The following is a 20,112-nucleotide window of genomic DNA, read 5'->3' on the forward strand; positions in this document are numbered from 1 at the left end:
CCCGAGTGTTCTGCACGCTTTTTTATTTTCCCTATTTGTCTTCCTGGTGAGTCTCCTTATATCTGAGAACATTATAGGAAAGACGCATCAGGCTTTCGGACAGATGTACGTTCTCCACCACAATATTCTCCGGCAGATTCAGATCCGTATGTGCAAAGTTCCAGATTGCCCGTATTCCATTTTCTACCAGCATGTTGGCAACCGAAATGGCTTTTGCCTTCGGTATAGTCAATACCGCAATCTCAATATCATTATTTTTGATAAAGCTCTTGATCTCATCCATCATACGGATCTCGATTCCCCGAACTGTAATCCCTGCAAGCGTCGGATTGACATCAAAAAGTCCTTTTGTCACAAATCCGCTGCGTTCGAATGCTGCATAGTTGGCAAGCGCCTGGCCCAAATTTCCTGCTCCGATGATAATCATATTGTGTTTTCTGTCAAGTCCCAAGATCTTACCGATCTCCGTATAAAGATATTTTACATTGTACCCATAACCTTGCTGACCAAAGCCACCAAAATTATTCAGATCCTGCCTGATCTGGGAGGCCGTCACTTTCATTCGTTTGCTCAAATCATTGGAAGAGATTCGTTCCACACCGTCTTCCAGCAACTCACCTAAGTATCTATAATATCGCGGCAGTCTTCTGATAACTGCCTGGGAAATTCCTCTTCCTTCCATCTCTTAGCACCTTTCTGTTTTTATTCAATATCTTTATTATATGGGATTCTATCTTTAAAGTCAAACTTTTAACTAAATAATATTGTATTTTGTCCAGATTCCGCTATAATGGATAGGGTACATTTTAAAAGATCGAATTTATGATTCAGGAGGAACTTATGATTTTAGCATGCCATAACCTGGACAAATCGTTTGGAGAGCAGGTTATCGTAAGAAACGGCTCTTTTCATATAGAAGAACACGAAAAAGCCGCCCTTGTCGGAATCAACGGCGCCGGTAAATCCACAATCCTGAAGATGATTGTAAAAGAGCTGCCTGCGGACAGCGGAGAGGTCATTCTCTCCAAAGGAAAACAGATCGGTTACCTTTCCCAGCATCCCATGACGGACACTTCACGAACCATCTATGAAGAGGTAAAAACTGCCAAACAATACCTCATAGATATGGAAACTCAAATCCGCTCTATCGAGCTGGAGCTGAAGTCTCTTACAGGGGACGCACTGGATGACCGGCTTGCTTCTTATCACAATCTTATGGCCCGCTTTGAACGTGAAGACGGCTATGCGTACGAAAGCGAGATTGTCGGCGTCCTAAAGGGGCTCGGATTTTTAGAAGAAGATTTTACAAAGCCTGTATCCGCTCTTTCCGGAGGCCAAAAAACTCGAGTATCCCTCGGCAAACTTCTGCTCACTAAACCAGACGTCCTGCTTCTCGATGAGCCCACCAACCATCTTGATCTCAATTCCATCGCCTGGCTTGAGACATACCTGATGAATTATCCGGGAGCTGTCCTGATCGTCTCCCACGACCGCTATTTTCTTAATCGGGTCGTTACCAAAATCATCGAAGTAGAGGCAGGAGAAATCCATACATACATGGGCAATTATCAGGATTATGCGTCAAAAAAGCAGCAAATCCGCGAGGCCAAACTCAAAGAATACTTAAATCAGCAGCAAGAAATCCGGCATCAGGAAGCAGTCATTGAAAAACTCCGTTCTTTTAATCGGGAAAAATCTATCAAAAGAGCGGAAAGCCGTGAAAAAATGTTGGCTAAGATGGAGCGGGTAGAAAAACCAGTGGAACTGCATACCGATATTCACCTGAAACTGGAGCCGTCCGTCATCAGCGGAAACGATGTGCTTACTGTAGAGCATTTAAGCAAATCTTTCCCAAACCAAACTCTTTTTACGGATATCAATTTTGAAATCAAGCGGGGCGAGCATGTAGCAGTCATCGGCGATAACGGAACAGGGAAGACGACACTTCTCAAAATCTTAAACGAGGTCATCCCTGCAGACGGCGGAACATTTACTCTTGGCTCCAATGTAAAGATCGGGTACTATGATCAGGAGCACCACGTCCTCCATATGGACAAGACCGTCTTCGATGAAATTTCTGACGACTATCCACGGCTTACTAACACTGAAATCCGTAATATGCTGGCCGCCTTTCTCTTTACCGGGGACGATGTCTACAAACTGATCAAAGATTTGAGCGGTGGAGAGCGTGGACGGGTATCTCTCGCAAAGCTGATGCTTTCCGAGGCCAATTTTCTGATCCTGGACGAGCCAACCAACCATCTCGATGTAGCATCAAAGGAAATTCTGGAAAAAGCGCTGAATGATTATACCGGAACTGTCCTCTATGTGTCTCATGACCGTTACTTTATCAATCAGACAGCCACCCGAATTCTGGATCTTGTAAACCATAAATTTGTCAACTATATCGGAAATTACGATTACTATCTGGAGAAAAAAGAGGAATTGACTGCCGCTTATGCCGCACCATTGGAAGAACCTGTGACGGCAGCATCTGGGGCCAACAGCGATTCCGCCGGAAAGCTGGACTGGAAAGCGCAGAAAGAAGCCCAGGCAAAAGAGCGTAAACGTCAAAATGATTTAAAACGCACAGAAGAACAGATTGAAAAACTGGAGACACGGAATCAGGAAATCGATACTCTCCTTACACGTGAAGATATCTACTCCAACTCCGTGAAATGCCAGGAACTGGCAAAAGAAAAAGCTGCCATCTCAGAAGAGCTGGCTGAATTATACGAAAAATGGGAAGGACTGGCCGAATAGTGGCAGTCCTTCCTTTTTCATCTCTTTTGTGAGAATCGGTATATTCTTGATTATTTATCAGAAATTTTTGCTAATTCTTTCCGCAACAGCTTTTATGAATCCCTCACTGTTCAATACCATTGGGTTTTCTATTGTCGTGATAAGCGCCAGATCTTTTGTCATTTGACCTCCTTCGATTGTCTCAATGGTGGCTTTTTCCAGGCAGTCGGCAAAATCCTGAAGTTCCTTGTTTCCATCCAATTCTCCACGCTTTCTAAGCGCTCCGCTCCAGGCAAAAATTGTTGCCACAGAGTTTGTGGATGTCTCTTCGCCTTTCAGATGTTTATAATAATGTCTCTGCACCGTTCCGTGGGCAGCCTCATATTCATAGTATCCGTCTGGAGATACGAGGACAGATGTCATCATAGCCAGAGAGCCGAAAGCGGAGGAAATCATATCGCTCATCACATCTCCATCATAATTTTTACAAGCCCATATATATCCGCCTTCCGATTTCATGACACGTGCTACGGCATCGTCGATCAGCGTATAGAAATAAGTAATCCCTGCTTTCTCAAACTGTTTTTTGTATTCCGCGTCAAAAATCTCCTGGAAAATATCTTTAAAAGTGTGATCGTATTTTTTCGAAATCGTATCTTTTGTGGCAAACCAGAGATCCTGCTTTGTGTCCAGAGCATAAGCAAAACAGCTTCTCGCAAAGCTTGCGATAGAACCACTCAAGTTATGCATCCCTTGAATAATGCCGTCTCCCTCAAACTGATGGATCAGTTCTCTTGTCTCGGTCCCGTCCTCAGCAGTAAATACAAGTTCTGCCTTTCCTTTTCCGGACACCTTCATTTCTGTCCCTTTGTAGACGTCCCCATATGCATGTCTTGCAATGGTGATCGGCTTTTTCCAGTTTTTCACGCATGGTTCAATTCCCTTTACAACGATCGGAGCGCGAAATACGGTTCCATCCAAAATAGCACGAATCGTTCCATTCGGACTCTTCCACATTTCTTTCAGATCATACTCTTCCATTCTGGCTGCATTTGGTGTGATTGTTGCACATTTGACAGCCACTTTATATTTCTTTGTGGCCATCGCGCTGTCGACAGTTACCTGGTCGTCAGTCTCGTTTCTGTGTTCAAGTCCCAGGTCGTAATACTCTGTCTTCAGATCCACAAAAGGAAGGATCAGATGATCTTTGATCATCGCCCAGAGAATCCTTGTCATTTCATCCCCATCCATCTCTACGATAGGTATCTGCATCTTGATTTTTTCCATACGTGGTATCCCTCTCTTTCTATTCATTTCCGATTTCATCCAGACGAAGGTGCTGTACTACGTGCCTGATATGTTCTTCCATCAGCTTCTCTGCCTGGTCTTCATCGCGTTGTTTCATTGCTTCCAGAATTTTCATATGTTCCCCGATGGATTTCTCAGCTCGGTTCTCTGTACGAATCGAACGTTTTCTCGCCATCTCTACGTAACGATGGAAGTCTGTCAGAAGATGCTTTAGCATCCTGCTTCCGCACGCTTCATATAATATCACATGGAATTTGCCGTCAAGCTGTGCAAGCTGTTCTGTCATCCCTTTTTTTCTATAAAATTCTGACAAAAGCAGCATTTCCTCCATCTCGTCTATCTGCTCCTGGGAAACCCGCTTTGCGGCAAGCCGCGCTGCCAGACCTTCCAGCCTGATGCGGATCATATAGATATCCCTCACGTCTTCCGCGGAAATCCCATTTACATAAGTCCCTTTATTGGGGACAATGGTCACAAGGCCTTCAAGCTCCAGCTGTCTGAGTGCTTCCCTTACCGGTGTCCGGCTTACCCCAAGCTCTTTTCCTATAGTCACTTCCCGAAGTTCGTCGCCTTCTTTATACTTTCCGGTTAAAATTCCATCCCTCAGTGTCCGGAATACTTTTCCGCTCAATGAATAATCCTGATATGTCTCCATTATACCTCTCTTTACCTCTCATTTAAAGAATGATCTGCATTTCGTGACAAAGTTCTGTGATCTTCCGCACCATTTCTGCATCTGTCATAACTGTAACTCTTCCCTCTTCGTACTGCATGTCTACCCATTTCTTTACTTCTTGTACAAGCAGGGAATCTTTCCCCACATTTCTCTCTTTCGGGAGTTTATAATATGTATTGATCCAGTGTGCGATTCCGGCAATCCCGGAAGTGTTAGACACAGAAACGACAGCCGGTCGGTTCAGGAATTTGCCGGTGTCAAAAATATTATAGATCTCTTCATTTTTCAAAAGTCCGTCGGCATGGATCCCAGCTCTTGTCACATTGAAATTTTTCCCGACAAACGGTGTGTGTTCCGGGATATGGTATCCAATTTCCTTCTCGTAGTACTCTGCCAGCTCCGTGATAACAGTCGTATCCATACCATCCAACGTCCCTCGAAGCTGTGCATACTCAAATATCATTGCTTCCAGAGGAGTGTTTCCTGTTCGTTCTCCAATTCCAAACAATGAACAGTTTACCCCGCACGCCCCATAAAGCCAGGCCGTCGTGGCATTGCTGACCGCCTTGTAAAAATCATTGTGCCCGTGAAATTCGATAAGTTCGCTCGGGACACCGGCATGGATCATAATCCCATAGATAATCCCCGGGACAGACCTTGGAATAACAGCTCCTGGATAATTGACGCCATATCCCATCGTATCACACACTCTCACTTTGATCGGGATATGATACTCTGCCATCAGATTCATTAGTTCCAGACAAAATGGAATCACAAATCCGTAAATATCGGATCTCGTAATATCTTCCAGGTGGCAGCGCGGGCTTACCCCGATCTCCAGGCACTGGCGGATTACAGAGAGATAGTGCTCCATCGCTTCCCGTCTCGTCATCTTCAGTTTATAAAAAATGTGATAATCGGAACAGCTTACGAGGATTCCCGTCTCTTTCAAACCGATATCTTTTACAAGCTCAAAATCTTTTTTGCTGGCGCGGATCCAGCTTGTCACTTCCGGGAAATCATATCCTCTTTCAAGACATTTGTAGACGGCATCCCTGTCTTTTTTGCTGTAAAGGAAGAATTCGCTCTGACGGATCTTTCCCTTTGGTCCACCCAACCTGTGAAAATAATCGTAGATCGTCACGATCTGTTCCGTTGTGTATGGCGCCCTGGACTGCTGTCCGTCGCGGAATGTCGTATCCGTAATCCAGATATCATCCGGCATACAGTGCGGAACAATACGATCGTTAAAGGCAATCTTCGGTATCTCGTCATATGGAAACAGATTCCGGAAAACATTCGGTGTATCCACATCCACAAGCGGATACATATGTTCTTCCAGCTGAAGCAGATTGTTGTGATAATTCATGTAGACTCTTCTATTTTCCATTTCAATTCTCCTTCTTTGCAATTTTGTATAATTGTATACAATTATACAACCTATGTCAATACTTTAACGTAATAAAAGAGGAAAATGTTCCGCCGAATCAACAGATCATTTTCCTCTTTTATTTTTTCGTCTCCCGAACCAGGATCCTATCTTCTTCTTTCGTACTTAATCAATGTCTGGAGATATTTCTCAATATCGAGTATCCGAAAATAAAGATCTCCGCTTTTTTCTGTAAAATCAAGGCTTTGGGCAATGGATTCCAGAAGCTGATCATCCAATTCTGACCGATGCCGCTGGAGAAAAGCAAGCTTCTCTTCATTTTTCCCCAATTCCAGAAAAGCCAGAAGAAGCTGCACGCTCTTCTCGTCATCCTCATGGCTTTTTCCTTCCTTTCGATCTGGCTGAAACGGACATCCTTCATTTGGTTCCGCAATCTTCTCAAACAAATATTCCTGGGATGATTCCGGAAATTTCCCTGGCTCTGCCTTACTCATAAACATTGGGAGGGGTTTTGCATAAACGGGATGATCCCCGTACATTCCCTCATAGATGACAAGCTCTTCCAGCGTCTCCGTATGTCTTGCCACCGCCAGAATCCGGTATATCTCTCCTTCAAAATGCCGGTAGTACTGCCCTTTCTCCGGTATCTCTCGTCCCAAAGTGAATCCTCCTTTTTCAAACAATGATTAGTACAGCTTTGCCCCGATCAGTTTCGGACGGAACCCTTTTTCTTCCAGCGCTGACAAAATTTCCTGCTTATGTTCCGTACCGAAGGCCTCCATCGTGATACGAAGTTCCACCGCCGCATTCCGGTTTGTACTTACAAACTGGTTATGTTCCAGCTTGATGACGTTTCCCTGGGCATCCGCAATGGTCTTCGCCACTCTCACAAGCTCGCCCGGTTTATCCGGAAGAAGCACCGATACGGAGAAGATCCGATCTCTCTGGATCAGGCCATGCTGCACGATAGATGCCATTGTAATGACGTCCATATTTCCTCCGCTCAGGATACAGACTGCCTTTTTCCCTTTTAGTTTCATCTGTTTTAATGCCGCCACAGAGAGAAGACCAGAATTTTCTACAACCATCTTGTGATTTTCTACCATATCAAGGAATGCTCCGATGAGTTCATCGTCGTCCACTGTCAAAATCTGATCCACATTTTCCTTCACATATTCAAATGTTTGTGTTCCAACTTTTTTGACAGCTGTACCATCTGCGATCGTATTGGCACTTGGAAGCTCTACCGGTTCTCCTGCTTTTAAGGCCGCCTTCATGCTTGCCGCTTCCGATGGCTCCACACCGATTACCTTGATTTTCGGATTCAGCATTTTGGCGAGCGTGGATACCCCTGCTGCCAGTCCGCCTCCACCGATCGGCACAATGATGTAATCCACAGTAGGGAGTTCCTGTACGATTTCCATCGCAATCGTTCCTTGTCCGGTTGCCACATCCAGATCGTCAAAAGGATGCACAAATGTATATCCATGTTCTTTGGCAAGTTCATATGCTTTGCTGCAGGCATCGTCATAAACGTCTCCGTGAAGCACCACATCCGCCCCGAGATTTTTTGTGCGGTTTACTTTGATCAGCGGAGTAATCGTAGGCATGACGATCGTCGCCTTACATCCGAACTCTCTTGCCGCGTACGCTACACCCTGCGCATGATTTCCGGCCGACGCTGTGATCAGTCCTTTTTTCTTCTCTTCCTCTGTAAGCGTGCTGATCTTATAGTATGCTCCCCGGATTTTGTAAGCACCGGTATGCTGCATGTTTTCCGGCTTTAAAAAGATTTTGCCCCCGGTCTCCTCGCTCAAATATTCGCTGTAAACAAGTTTGGTCGGGTTTGTCACTTTCTTTACGAGTTCGCTCGCTTCTTCAAATTTCTCCAATGTCATCATAGCTGATTCCTTCTTTCCTCACTCTGTCATGTGTTTCACTTAGTTCTCTTCATCCTCTTTTGCATCGTCTGTAAACAGTGCATTTACAAAATCATCCGAATTGAATTTCTGCAGATCTTCGATGCTTTCCCCAACACCAATATATTTTACCGGAATTCCGAGTTCCGCCTGGATGGCAACTGCGATTCCCCCTTTTGCAGTGCCGTCCATTTTTGTAAGGACAATCCCCGTGATCTGGGCCGCTTCCATGAACTGTTTTGCCTGTGCAAGAGCATTCTGTCCAGTCGTCCCGTCCAATACGACAAGCGTCTCCCTGTATGCATCCGGGTACTCTCTCTCAATGACACGGTTGATCTTCTTTAGTTCCTCCATGAGATTTTTCTTATTGTGAAGACGTCCTGCCGTATCACACAGCATGACATCCGCCTTCCTGGCTTTTGCCGCCGCAACTGCATCGTAGACGACAGCCGCTGGATCAGATCCTTCCTGGCCTCCGATAAACTCTGCATTGGCGCGATCTGCCCATTCTTTTAACTGTTCTCCGGCTGCCGCCCGGAAAGTGTCAGCTGCCGCGATCACGACTTTTTTCCCTTCGCTTCTGAGTTTTCCGGCAAGTTTTCCAATCGTCGTTGTCTTTCCGACTCCGTTTACTCCGATCACAAGAACAACCGATGTCCGGTTTTCAAACTCATAGGCGGTCTCGCCGATCTGCATCTGCTCTTTGATACTATCGATCAAAAGCTGCTTGCAGTCCATCGGCTCTTTGATATGGTTTTCTTTTACTTTCTGTCTCAGATCATCAAGGATCGAGTAAGTCGCTTTGACTCCAAGATCCCCCATAATAAGAATCTCTTCCAGCTCTTCATAGAACTCTTCGTCGATCCGGGAAAATCCGCCAAATAAACTGTCTAGCCCGGATACAATATTTTTTCTTGTCTTCGTAAGCCCTGAAACAAGCCTTCGAAAGAATCCTTTCTTTTCCTCTGCCATACTTTTTTCCTCCATTTTCTATTTATCAAGCTGATGCTCCAAAAGATCCACGGACACCAGCGTCGAAACCCCTTTTTCCTGCATTGTGATCCCATATAGCCGATCTGCCGCTGTCATCGTCCCTCTACGGTGAGTAATGACAATAAACTGCGTGTTTTTCGTAAGCTTATGCAGATACTGGGCAAATCTCGTCACGTTGGAATCATCAAGTGCTGCTTCGATCTCATCCAGAAGACAGAATGGAGACGGTTTCAGATTTTGTATTGCAAAAAGCAATGCGATGGCGGTCAGCGCTTTCTCGCCTCCTGAAAGCTGCATCATATTCTGAAGTTTTTTGCCCGGAGGCTGAGCGATGATCCTAATTCCAGCTTCCAGGATATCTTCCTCCTCCAAAAGTTCCAGTGTCCCTTTTCCGCCGCCAAAAAGCTGCCGGAACACAGAATCGAACTCTTTGCAGATACGAGCAAACTGTTCTTCGAACTGCTTTCTCATGGCGGCATCCAGCTCCTGGATAATCTGTTTTAAAGTAGCCTCTGCCTCCACGAGATCCTCATACTGGCCTTTCAGAAATTCGTACCGATCTTCCAGATTCCGGAAATCTTCAATGGCATTGACATTGACATTTCCAAGCCCTTTGATTTCTCCTTTGATCCTCTGGGCTTCTCTTTTCATGGAAGCCAGATCGGTTAAACTCTCATCCCGGTAGGAAAGAGCATGATTGTAGGTAATTTCATATTCCTCCCACATATAATTCTGATGCTTTTCCATCGTTTCTTCAAGAGTTTCTTTTTTTCCAGACAGCCGGAAACATTCTTTGTCAAGATCCGAAATATGAGCCGACATGTCGTCTCGTTTTTTCAAAAATGTCCTGAGTTTGACCGCCAGCTCTTCCCTCTCCTTCTGATAGGTTTGCGTAAGCTGCTGGATTTCATCTATAAGTTCCCCGGCATCTCTGATCTTCTGTTCCGTCTGTACGATCTGTCTTTCTTTCTCCTCAATGGTATCTTTCGTACTTCCGCGGCTTCTGTCCAGCTCATCCATTTCTTCCATGAGTTTTGAACACTCTCTTTTGATACGTTCTTCATTTTCCTGAAGGAATACTTCTTTTTGTCCGAGCTCCGCAAATGCAAGATGTGCCTCTTCGGCCATCTGATGCAGTTTCTCCTCTTCTTTCTTTTTCTGCTCTAAGAGGATCTGTTCTTCTTCTGCACGGTCTCCAAGTTTTCTCTCAAGCTCTTCTGACGTCCCCAGTTCAATCTCTATGGATTCCCGGTTTTCTTTCATTTCCCGGATCTTTGCATCCAGCTCTTCGTTTTCTCTGATCAGTGCTGCCTTCTTTTCTACGATCCCGCGCTGATGTTCCTGTACCTGATTCAGGTTCATTTTTGCTGTGTTCTGGATGACGAAAACTTCTTGGAGCTCAGCTTTTAAATCATCCATCTTCCCATAGAATGCCGCTCTCTTCTTTTTAGCTTCCTCAACGGTGGTTTCCATCTCATCCATGTCTTTTTTGAGAAGCTGAACTGTCTTTTCAAGCTCTTCTATTTCTCTGCGTCTTCCAAGGAGGTTTCCGGCATTCTTAAATGCACCTCCTGTCATGGATCCTCCGGGATTCAAAAGCTCCCCTTCCGGTGTGACCATTCTTATGGACTGTCGGTATTTCCTTGCCAGCCGAATTCCCGTATCAATATTGTCCACTACAACTGTGCGACCAAGCAAGTTCCCTGCCAGCTCTTCAAACTTCTTTTCCGTTTTCACAAGAGTGTGGGCAAGACCGATAACCCCTTCTTCCTCCAGCACCTCCGGCCTGGAAAACGGGCTTGATTTTACGCTTGTCAGTGGCAGAAATGTCGCCCGTCCGAACTTATTTTTTTTCAGATAGCCGATCATCCGCTTAGCAGTCTCTTCATCCACTGTCACGATATTCTGTATACTTCCGCCAAGCGCTGTCTCCACCGCAATCTCATATTTTGCATCAACAGAAATGATATCCGCCACGACACCAAGGATCCCGGCCTCCCTCTTTTTCTGTTCCATCACTCTTCGGATACTGTTTCCATATCCGTCATAGCGCTCGGTAATATTTTTCAGAGATTCCAGCCTGGACTCCTCCCTGTGATATGCGGCCTGTCCAATCTGAAGTTTTTCGTTTCCCTGTGTGATCTCTGTCTGAAGTCTTACAATCTCTGCTTCATATCCGCTGATGGTTTCCTGATATCCGCGAATCTTTTCCGATGCTTCCTGAAGCTCTGCTTTGTATTTCTCATACTCTGCCCGGTACACCTCCACCTTCTGTGAGATCCCAAGCAGCTCTTTTGCAAGCTCAGCCTTCTGTACCCGGATCTGCTCCTGCAGGGTGTCAAAATGCTGGATCTGCGCTTTTGTGGACGCCCGGCCAGACAGGAGTTTTATGATCTCCTCTTTCTTTTCTTCAATGGAAAAACTGATTCGGGCCATCTCTTCCTGAAGTGCTCTGAGCTTTTCTTTCTCAGCATTTTCCATTTTTTCCCTGCGCTTTACTTCCAAATGAAGATTTTCTTTCTCCTCTTCCAGATTCCGCAGTTCACCCTTACGATTTTCCAGTTCCTCGGACACGGTTTTTCTTCTCTGAACATAGTGCTCGTCGCTTGAACGGATACTTCGAATCTGTTCCTTAAGAAGCGCGATACTGTTCTCCAACTGCTGTTTCAAAAGCACAGTCTCATTGAGCTGTCTTCTTGTTTTCTCAGTCTCCGCCTCGATGGCGTCAGAACGAGTCTCCACTTCCGCATATTCCTCTTTCATGTCCTCGTACTGTTTCTTTGCACCGGAAAGCTCTTCTTCAGCCCCTTTCAAATCCTCCTGTACCCTTTGGGATTCCTTTTGTATCTTTTCTGTCTCCATCAAAAATACATTAATATCCTGCTTTTTCAGTTCTTCCCGCAGCCTCAGGTATTCTCTTGCCGTCTCCGACTGCTTTTTTAACGGGCCGTACTGTTTTTCCAGCTCAGAAAGGATGTCCGTCACGCGAACAAGATTCTGCTGTTCTTCGTCCAGCTTTTTCAGAGATGCATTTTTCCTCCGTTTGAACTTGACGATCCCCGCAGCCTCATCGAAGAGCTCTCTTCTTTCCTCTGGCTTTCCGCTCAGGATCTTATCTATCTGTCCCTGTCCGATGATCGAATACCCCTCTTTTCCAATACCGGTATCGTAAAAAAGTTCGTTGATATCTTTCAGACGGCATGCACTTCCATTGAGAAGATACTCCGACTCGCCGGAACGATAGATCTTTCTTGTGACCGTTACCTCCGAAAAATCCACCGGCAGCTGATGGTCAGAATTGTCAAGTGTAATGGCAACTGACGCGTAGCTTAAGGGCTTTCGGTTCTCTGTCCCGGAGAAAATGACATCCTGCATATTGCCGCCTCGCAGCTGCTTTGCCCGCTGTTCTCCGAGCACCCATCTTACCGCATCTGCTACATTACTCTTCCCGCTTCCGTTTGGCCCTACAATTCCGGTAATCCCATTATGAAACTGAAATAAGATTTTGTTTGCAAATGATTTAAATCCCTGCACTTCAATACTTTTTAGATACATATACCACCTGCTATTTTCCTTGTAATTTCAGGATCGCCTGATATGCCGCCTGCTGCTCGGAAGCCTTCTTTGTCCGTCCCTCTCCCATTCCAAAAATTTCCCCGCCTATTCTTACTCCAGTTCGGAATGTCTTGTTGTGGTCGGGACCTTCTTCCTGCAAAAGCTCGTAGACAACCCCTGCATCGGAGGAAGCCTGCACCATTTCCTGTAAGATAGTCTTGCTATCAAAAAAGAGCTGCTTGTCCTCCAGATCGTTTAGGATAAAACGGTGTATAAACTCTTTCGCACTAGCAAAACCACCATCCAGATAGATTGCCCCGATCAGGGCTTCCATCGCGTCAGATGTCACGGAATCCCGCTTTCTTCCCCCGGTAGCCTCTTCCCCTTTTCCAAGCCGGAGATATTCCCCAAGCTCAATATCTCTGGCACAAAAAGCAAGAGACGGCTCACATACCATACTGGCACGCTTTTTCGTGAGTTCTCCTTCCGGCATCGTCCGGTATGTAAAAAACAGATATTCACTGGATACAAGTTCCAGCACTGCGTCGCCGAGAAATTCCAGCCGCTCGTTACATTCGTATTTTTTCATATGCTTTTCATTGACATAGGAGCTGTGCCGCACCGCATGTTCCAGGAGTGATTTGTCCTTGAACTGGTATCCTATTCTCTTTTCCAGATCTTTCAATTTTCTCATAAATCCCCCATTAACACGAAAAAGCCCTGACGGGCTTTTCCGTATCTATTTTCTTAATTATTTGTCGCATTTCTGATCTGCTCTACCGCATCTCCGACAGTAGCGATCTTTTCTGCATCTTCGTTATCGATCTCAATGTCAAATTCTTCTTCAATTCCCATGATAATCTGGAAAATGTCCAAAGAATCTGCTCCCAGATCATCTACAAATGTCGTGTCCATCGTGATATCTGCTGTATCCACGTTTAATACATCTGCAATAATTCCCTGCAATTTTTCAAATTCCATAGTCACATACCTTCCTTAACTGTTTTATTCTTCCTCTTTTTGAATGCATTCTTTGATTTTTTCATTGATTCTCTGTTCTTTAAAAGTTACGCACTGAATGATGGAATTGCAAACTTCCTTTGCCTTGGAACTTCCATGCGTCTTCACAACAAGCCCATTCAAACCAAGAAGAGGGGCTCCGCCATACTCGCTTGCATCAAATCCCTTCATTGTCTTTTTGAGAGCCGGCTTGATCAAAAGGGCGCCTATCTTTGTCCGCAAATCCTGCATCAATCCTTCTTTGATCTTCTCCATCAGCACTCCGCCTACGCCTTCAAACAGCTTCAGTATGATATTTCCGGCAAACGCTTCACATACAATGACATCCGCATCTCCATATGGTATATTTCTTGCCTCGATGCTTCCTGTAAAATTGATATCCTTGCACTCTTTCAAAAGCGGAAACGTTTCTTTTACCAGTGCATTTCCCTTTTCCTCTTCCGCTCCGATATTTACGATCGCAACTTTCGGATTTTTGATTCCCATTACATGTTCCATGTAGATCGATCCCATCTTTGCGAACTGCACCAGGTGGGATGGCCGGGCATCTACATTTGCCCCGCAGTCGATCAACAAAGAGAATCCTTTTTTCGTCGGTAAAAGCGGGGCCAGCGGCGGACGCTCCACACCTTTGATCCTGCCGATTAGAACCTGACCTCCTACGAGAACAGCACCTGAACTTCCCGCCGACACGAAGGCATCCGCCTCGCCGCGCTTAACCATTCCCATAGCTACAACGATAGATGAATTTTTTTTCTTCCGGATCGCGTTGACCGGCGGCTCTGCGGTTTCGATTACCTCATCAGCATTGACAATCTCAATCTGCTCTTTGTCGTAAGTATATTGCTGAAGCTCTTTCTTTATGATTTCCTCTTTTCCCACAAGAGCCACTCTGATATCCTTACGCTTGTTCACTGCGTCCACAGCACCTTTGACAATCTCTACAGGAGCGTTATCTCCTCCCATGGCGTCCAGTGCCACCTTCGTAAATTCTGCCATGCTTCTACCTCCTAGCATTCTAAAAACAATTCTACTAGACATTGCTGTAAAAATCAATGTTTTTCTTTTTTTCTGCGAGATGTCTTTATCAGAAGTCTCCTCCGACATGATTCTGATTTCTTTTTCTCAGCGCATTCGTAATACTTCTGGACACGACATCCACAATATTGAAGCCAAACGCAATTGCAAGGCAGGTCGTAAACAAAAGGATTCCTTCACTTACTGCCAAATCCATATCGTTGCTTACGCAGCCGTATAAAAGATAGTAAAGATTCGGCCCCGGTATGAGCGGAAACACCGACGCTGTCAGGAAAATTGTGGACGGTGCCTTATTGATACGTGCCATGATGTATGCATAAAATCCAACAAAAACTGCCGCTATCAGCGTAGCCAGGAAATTGCTCGGCCGAATCTCATACACAAGTGCATAGATCCCCCATGTAATAAAAGCCCCAACGCTGGAATAAAAGACCTGTCTTCCCCGCACCTGGAACCACATGGCAAAACCGGTACATGCAATGGTACAGGAAATTAACTGCAAAGGAATCCCCGGAGCCAGCATAAACGCTTCCATAGGCGTTCTGTCAAAAATCATCATGGCAAGCGCAATGCCAAGCGCAATCCCTGCCGCTCCCAAGAAAGAATTCATAATATTGATAGAACCGGATATAAAATCTCTCTGAATCAGTTCCCTGATTCCGTTTGTCGTTCCAAGACCACTGATCAGAAGCATCACAATCCCTATCATGATTCGATCCGGATGCAGACCAATTCCACATTTCACAGCTCCAATGATGATGACTTCCGACAAAAACGCAAGAATCAGATTGTAGATCATCAAATTTCCTTCCCTTTTGCTTAGCCATTTCCCCACAATGACAATCATCAAAGAGACGATAACCGCCACAATCGCATCTTCGAAATTTGATCCAAAAAAGACAGCAAATCCTGCCCCTCCCATGATACCGGCAAAATATCTTGCTGCAGGATGCTGCGGCTTTCGATGCATGACTTCCATGTATTTTTCCCTGAGTGTATCTTCATCCGGTGTGTTAGCACAGACATACCTTGATAAATTATTCAGATAATCTAAGCGGTCAAAATCATTTTCCGACGTCTCGATATGCCGGATCTGTGTGATAAATTCTCCGTCCGGCGTCTTTGCAGTAACCTGGATATTGCTCGGTATGACAAAAGCATCGTATCTTGTAAATCCGTAACTTTTGAGCATTCGGTAAAGTGCCTCTTCAATCCGAAAATTCTCGGCGCCGCTCTTTAACATTTCTTCGCCAATGTCCAAGATTTCTTCAACAATCGTGTTGTAATTCATAAACACATCTCACTCCATTTCTTTTGTGTCTTCCCCAAGAGAATCATAACATCATTTTCAAAAAAAGGCACCTGTTTTTTTCTATATTTTTTCCAGCTTTTATCTATATACCGACAATGACGTCTCAAACTTGCTGATTCCGCAATCTTTTCAGTCTTCAAAAAAAACAGCAACCGTATCTGATTGCTGTCTTTCTTTTCATATATTATGCTTTGTTATGCCTTTTTCTTCTTAGCAAGAAAATCTGATATATTTTTCTTTATCATGAAGATGATCAGAATCGCTCCCACATAGCCATTCAAAACGTAGATCACATTTACGAGTGTTCTGAACGGGAGGAATAGTCCGACGATAAGACCGATCACTGCAAGGACAACCGTCAAAATCTTAAACTTTGGCGTTCCTTCTTTTGCAAATCGGGATGCCGGGTTATAAAGCAGCGGAACTGCCGTTGTATAGATTCCGGCAAATACTACAATCGCAAAGATTGCAGAGAATGGTTTCCAAATCTTCATGGCAAGAATCAGGTTCGGGATATCAGCATTCCACACATATGCGCTTCCATCCTCCAGAGGTGTATTGATATTCGCAATCTGTCCGAAAGAAATCAAAGCTATTGCAATACATACCGCCAATGTACCACCTATGATACCATAATTGAGATCCTTCTTTTTATTTTTAGATCCAAGAGCCGCTGTAAAACTTGCAAACCACAGAAGGACAAATCCTGCGTAGGACAGACCGGAAATCAGCCAGTTTGCTCCGGCATTTTTGATCGTTTCGCCTTCTGCCGCTCCTGCATATGCTCCTGTCCGGATGACTTCCAGACCAGCTCCGATATCGGCCCCGTCACGAATGCAGGTCACAAGGCCAATGAAGATACAAAGGACAACAATGATTGGACCTACTACACCAATTGCATCAACAAGGGAATTTAATCCTCCCACTACTGTGATAACTGTCAGAACTGTAAGAATAACCGCTCCTGCCCATGTCGGAAGTCCGTATTCCTGATTCAATGTGGATGCAGCTCCCCCGATCATAACCCAGAATGACATGTAGCAGAAAATGGTGGAATAGTAATCGTAAAATGTTCCTATATATTTTCCACAATAATATCTATACACATCATTGCCGTGTTCGAATTTTTCCTCTGCTCCTGCTTTTGCAAAATTGAAATTATAGTACAAAAACGCAACTGCAAAAACAAGGATTACCAGAAGCGACTGCCAACCATACGCTGTGAAATACTGAATGATTTCCTGTCCGGTTGCAAATCCTGACCCGATCGTAAATGCGATGACCGCTCCAGCCAGAATCAAAACTCTTTTCCAGCTGACCGCTCCGTTTTCTTTGCCCATAGAGTCCCCTCCTATCCTTCATATAATAATGGAAAAGCGGGCACAGTACGAAATGCACCGTACCCGCAAATTACTTTTTACTCGCGACTTCTCTTTAGAAGTTGTCTTTTTCAAATACCGTCTGTCCGTCTACTTCTGTCTGGAGTGCTTTCAGAGCACGGCGTACCATTCTCTTACGGATCTTCTTGGAATCCACTTCGCCCTGAGTAGGATCGCCAAGAGGATACGGGATACCAACACCTGGGATGATTCGGTTTGCACCAATCGTAAGGGAAATCGGAACGACTGTTGCCATATGTACTACAGGAACCCCATATTTTTCGATTCCTTTAACCATCGTTGCACCGCAACGAGTACAGGTACCTCATGTGCTGACGAGGATAACACCGTCAACATGTTCTTTCTCTGTGAGGATCTTTCCGATCTCATCTCCAAATTTAGCCGCAGATCCTGTGGCTGTTCCTGTACCTGTCGTCGTACAGAAGAAGTTGACAAGTTCGCCGAATTCTCCGTCTTTTTCCATTTCTCTCAAAACGTCAAGCGGAACGACAAGGTTCGGATTTTCCATAACAAACTGGCGGTCATATCCACCATGGATCGTTGTGAATTTGTCTGGTGTCATCTCATCCATATCTTCGATGGAGTAAATGCCAAACTTCGTTGCATTGGAAGATTCAATATGATCCGGATTTCCTACCGGAACAACTCCACCTGATGTTACGACAGCAATCTTTGCGTGTTTGATATCTTTGATTGCCGGTGCCGGCGGTACTCTGTCAAACTTCGGCATCGGAAGATCTGTTTCGAACGGTTCTCCTTTCATCTTCTTTACAAGCATCTGGATCGCACGTTCGGATCCTCTCTCTTTTGCAAAGTAGTTGACACGGATACCTCTCTCGTGATAGTTTTCTTCCTCAGGTCCAAGGATCTCTTCGCCCGCTGCCATCTTCTTGATAATGTTTACCATGTACGGCAGTACCTTTCTCATCGTAGCTGCAGAATCTCCTGTTTTCACGATGATTACGTCTTTGCGGAACATGTCAACGCCCGGGTTTTCCTCGTAAGCTGCTGTCACAACCGGGATTCCCAGTCTTTCTTCCACAGCCTTACAGATCGTACCACAGGCAACACCATAACGTCCTGCGTTAAATGCAGGTCCAGCTACAAATACATCTGGTTCGTATTTTTTGACCATTTCGATAATTGTATCTGTCGCTTCATCCAGATTTTCTCCGAAATAGTTGTCGCCGCAGATAATTGTAGCTGCCAGTTCAAAATCTTCTCCAAGAGCATCGACAAGTGCTGTGCCTGGTCCTAATGCTTCCTCTCTTACTTCTGGTTTGTAATCCGCTTTTTCTTCTCCGCCGATTCCGGCAAAGAACTGATTGATATAATGAACAATTTTATATTTTGCCATATTGGTTCCTCCTCTCTGAAACTAAATCAATATCCCTTCGCTGCAAGGCAGTTAAATCCATTTGCGATGGTAGAGGCAATGATAATCTGAAGCTCTGCTTCGAATGATCCATCTTCGTTGACACAGCCTGCCCATCCGCCAATCTGGCTTTCAATGTAGTCCATTGTACCAATCACTTTATCCATAGCCGGGAAATGAAGTGTTGCATTTCCCTGTCCGCAGGAAGCAAGTGCCGTAGCTTCGTCACATGTATCGGCCAGTGACTGTGACTTTCCGTCTTTTCCTGGGAACTCATCTGTGATCAGAACGACCTTAACGCCTTTTTGCTCTACCTTCCGGCAGTTCATCATAAGGTCTGTATCCGGGTTTCCGTAACCTTCTTCTGTGATGAGCACTCCATCCAGTCCCATCCATTCGGCCAGTTTTGCAACCATATCGGAATGTCTCTCTTTATCTGCAAGGAAAACGTTTTCGTTTGTCAGGATCACGCCCATGAAATTGATATCTTTTCCATGATGTTTGTAGCAGTCTTCGATAACCGGATTGTGGAAATGATGGTATGTCGTAACCTTATCACAAGGTGCCACACAGTTTCCGGATACAATGGCGCCGTCCATGATTTCTGTCGGATACATAAAAGTCGGAACAAACTGTTTTGCATCCACTCCATAATAATATGTATCATGAAGGAGTCCCTGTGATTGAAGCATATGTACATATCCTACTTTCGGAAGATCCGGGTACATCTGAGCCTGCTCAAAAATTGGCTTTGTCTCAAATGTTTCCAGTGTATCCGGTTCGATATCTCTTCCTGCTTCTCCCAGATATGCAGCGACTTTTAATCCTGCCATACGTCCTGCTTTCTCATAGACATGTGTCTCAAGTCCTTCTTTCGGCTCAATCACAACACACAGGTTCACTGTCTTTGAGAACGGGCAGTAATCTGCTGCAGGTCCGCTCATATCGATGACACCTTCCTGGAATCCAACAATGCGGCCGACTGTCACAACGCAGCATCCATCCAGCGCGTGAGTACGTCCTTCGCCTGCCGGCGGCGTTACTTTTCCGATCATGCCAGGGAAAATTTCTCCGCCTTTTACTTTTACGCGAGGCTCAATCACGTCCTTAACCGGTGTGATACGTGTCTTGTCGCCCGGACGTGCGATGTCAAGGCTGCAGCCCAACAATTTGTCGTCTTCAAGGACAAGTGCTTCTACTTCCTCTTTGTTCACGTAAAGGACATGGTCTTTCACGTACGTTTTCTCTGCGAATTGGATGTCATTGATCTTAATCTTGCCTAATTCCAATTTCATAGAAAATCCCTCCTTCTTTTTGTAATCGCGATAACTTTCAATCAAAAAAATAAAGATTTATCTGTTACCTCTATTTATGATTTCTATAT

16 protein-coding genes are annotated in these 20,112 nt (G+C 45.0%); 1 reads left to right on the forward strand and 15 read right to left on the reverse strand.

Annotated elements, in window-relative coordinates:
- Positions 1-31: 31 nt before the first annotated feature.
- Complete coding sequence (locus tag FLB61_RS07605) at positions 32-682, reverse strand: redox-sensing transcriptional repressor Rex (RefSeq protein WP_087201373.1); 651 nt, start codon at positions 680-682, stop codon at positions 32-34.
- Positions 683-840: 158 nt separating this feature from the next.
- Between FLB61_RS07605 and FLB61_RS07610 the strand changes: the two genes are divergently transcribed.
- Positions 841-2,763, forward strand: coding sequence for an ABC transporter ATP-binding protein (locus FLB61_RS07610; protein ID WP_087210620.1), 1,923 nt, complete (start codon positions 841-843; stop codon positions 2,761-2,763).
- Positions 2,764-2,820: 57 nt separating this feature from the next.
- On the opposite strand, the gene FLB61_RS07615 is transcribed toward FLB61_RS07610, so the two are convergent.
- From FLB61_RS07615 to grdG, 14 genes are all read right to left on the reverse strand, one after another.
- Positions 2,821-4,029 (reverse strand): NADP-dependent isocitrate dehydrogenase, encoded by a 1,209-nt coding sequence (locus FLB61_RS07615; RefSeq protein ID WP_221919821.1) that lies wholly within the window; start codon positions 4,027-4,029, stop codon positions 2,821-2,823.
- Positions 4,030-4,048: 19 nt separating this feature from the next.
- Positions 4,049-4,705, reverse strand: coding sequence for a GntR family transcriptional regulator (locus FLB61_RS07620; protein ID WP_221919801.1), 657 nt, complete (start codon positions 4,703-4,705; stop codon positions 4,049-4,051).
- A 22-nt stretch (positions 4,706-4,727) separates the two neighbouring features.
- A complete protein-coding gene (locus FLB61_RS07625) occupies positions 4,728-6,116 on the reverse strand; it encodes a 2-isopropylmalate synthase (RefSeq protein ID WP_087201380.1) in 1,389 nt (462 codons plus the stop codon).
- Positions 6,117-6,262: 146 nt separating this feature from the next.
- Entirely contained in the window at positions 6,263-6,775 is a 513-nt protein-coding gene (locus FLB61_RS07630) for a DUF1653 domain-containing protein (protein WP_158096515.1), read from the reverse strand.
- A 27-nt stretch (positions 6,776-6,802) separates the two neighbouring features.
- The gene (ilvA, locus tag FLB61_RS07635) at positions 6,803-8,017 is read right to left on the reverse strand and encodes a threonine ammonia-lyase (protein WP_087201382.1); all 1,215 of its coding nucleotides are present in this window, start codon (positions 8,015-8,017) and stop codon (positions 6,803-6,805) included.
- Positions 8,018-8,056: 39 nt separating this feature from the next.
- Positions 8,057-9,007, reverse strand: coding sequence for a signal recognition particle-docking protein FtsY (gene ftsY, locus FLB61_RS07640; RefSeq protein ID WP_087201384.1), 951 nt, complete (start codon positions 9,005-9,007; stop codon positions 8,057-8,059).
- An 18-nt stretch (positions 9,008-9,025) separates the two neighbouring features.
- Positions 9,026-12,583, reverse strand: coding sequence for a chromosome segregation protein SMC (gene smc, locus FLB61_RS07645; protein ID WP_221919802.1), 3,558 nt, complete (start codon positions 12,581-12,583; stop codon positions 9,026-9,028).
- A gap of 10 nt (positions 12,584-12,593) precedes the next feature.
- Positions 12,594-13,277 (reverse strand): ribonuclease III, encoded by a 684-nt coding sequence (gene rnc, locus FLB61_RS07650; RefSeq protein ID WP_221919803.1) that lies wholly within the window; start codon positions 13,275-13,277, stop codon positions 12,594-12,596.
- Between the two features lie 53 nt (positions 13,278-13,330).
- Complete coding sequence (gene acpP, locus FLB61_RS07655; protein WP_087201390.1) at positions 13,331-13,564, reverse strand: acyl carrier protein; 234 nt, start codon at positions 13,562-13,564, stop codon at positions 13,331-13,333.
- Positions 13,565-13,588: 24 nt separating this feature from the next.
- On the reverse strand, positions 13,589-14,602 hold the full coding sequence (gene plsX, locus FLB61_RS07660; RefSeq protein WP_246599161.1) for a phosphate acyltransferase PlsX: 1,014 nt from the start codon (positions 14,600-14,602) through the stop codon (positions 13,589-13,591).
- 88 nt (positions 14,603-14,690) lie between these two features.
- On the reverse strand, positions 14,691-15,932 hold the full coding sequence (locus FLB61_RS07665; protein WP_087201392.1) for a threonine/serine exporter family protein: 1,242 nt from the start codon (positions 15,930-15,932) through the stop codon (positions 14,691-14,693).
- Between the two features lie 215 nt (positions 15,933-16,147).
- Complete coding sequence (locus tag FLB61_RS07670) at positions 16,148-17,293, reverse strand: YkvI family membrane protein (protein ID WP_087210638.1); 1,146 nt, start codon at positions 17,291-17,293, stop codon at positions 16,148-16,150.
- Positions 17,294-17,387: 94 nt separating this feature from the next.
- Positions 17,388-18,710, reverse strand: a complete 1,323-nt coding sequence (gene grdF / locus FLB61_RS07675; RefSeq protein WP_221919804.1) for a sarcosine reductase complex component B subunit beta — start codon at positions 18,708-18,710, stop codon at positions 17,388-17,390.
- A gap of 26 nt (positions 18,711-18,736) precedes the next feature.
- Positions 18,737-20,023: a sarcosine reductase complex component B subunit alpha gene (gene grdG / locus FLB61_RS07680; RefSeq protein ID WP_087201398.1), complete on the reverse strand. Its 1,287-nt coding sequence runs from the start codon at positions 20,021-20,023 to the stop codon at positions 18,737-18,739.
- Positions 20,024-20,112 lie beyond the last annotated feature (89 nt).

Origin of the sequence: Sellimonas caecigallum, from assembly GCF_019754295.1 — a bacterium.
Classification (GTDB): Bacteria; Bacillota; Clostridia; order Lachnospirales; family Lachnospiraceae; genus Sellimonas; species Sellimonas caecigallum.

What these genes read in the sequence shown, in the direction of transcription:
- FLB61_RS07605 (WP_087201373.1), bottom strand. Translation starts at nt 682, where the DNA reads ATGGAAGGAAGAGGAATTTCCCAGGCAGTTATCAGAAGACTGCCGCGA.
- FLB61_RS07610 (WP_087210620.1), top strand. Translation starts at nt 841, where the DNA reads ATGATTTTAGCATGCCATAACCTGGACAAATCGTTTGGAGAGCAGGTT.
- FLB61_RS07615 (WP_221919821.1), bottom strand. Translation starts at nt 4,029, where the DNA reads ATGGAAAAAATCAAGATGCAGATACCTATCGTAGAGATGGATGGGGAT.
- FLB61_RS07620 (WP_221919801.1), bottom strand. Translation starts at nt 4,705, where the DNA reads ATGGAGACATATCAGGATTATTCATTGAGCGGAAAAGTATTCCGGACA.
- FLB61_RS07625 (WP_087201380.1), bottom strand. Translation starts at nt 6,116, where the DNA reads ATGGAAAATAGAAGAGTCTACATGAATTATCACAACAATCTGCTTCAG.
- ilvA (WP_087201382.1), bottom strand. Translation starts at nt 8,017, where the DNA reads ATGATGACATTGGAGAAATTTGAAGAAGCGAGCGAACTCGTAAAGAAA.
- ftsY (WP_087201384.1), bottom strand. Translation starts at nt 9,007, where the DNA reads ATGGCAGAGGAAAAGAAAGGATTCTTTCGAAGGCTTGTTTCAGGGCTT.
- smc (WP_221919802.1), bottom strand. Translation starts at nt 12,583, where the DNA reads ATGTATCTAAAAAGTATTGAAGTGCAGGGATTTAAATCATTTGCAAAC.
- rnc (WP_221919803.1), bottom strand. Translation starts at nt 13,277, where the DNA reads ATGAGAAAATTGAAAGATCTGGAAAAGAGAATAGGATACCAGTTCAAG.
- acpP (WP_087201390.1), bottom strand. Translation starts at nt 13,564, where the DNA reads ATGGAATTTGAAAAATTGCAGGGAATTATTGCAGATGTATTAAACGTG.
- plsX (WP_246599161.1), bottom strand. Translation starts at nt 14,602, where the DNA reads ATGGCAGAATTTACGAAGGTGGCACTGGACGCCATGGGAGGAGATAAC.
- FLB61_RS07665 (WP_087201392.1), bottom strand. Translation starts at nt 15,932, where the DNA reads ATGAATTACAACACGATTGTTGAAGAAATCTTGGACATTGGCGAAGAA.
- FLB61_RS07670 (WP_087210638.1), bottom strand. Translation starts at nt 17,293, where the DNA reads ATGGGCAAAGAAAACGGAGCGGTCAGCTGGAAAAGAGTTTTGATTCTG.
- grdG (WP_087201398.1), bottom strand. Translation starts at nt 20,023, where the DNA reads ATGAAATTGGAATTAGGCAAGATTAAGATCAATGACATCCAATTCGCA.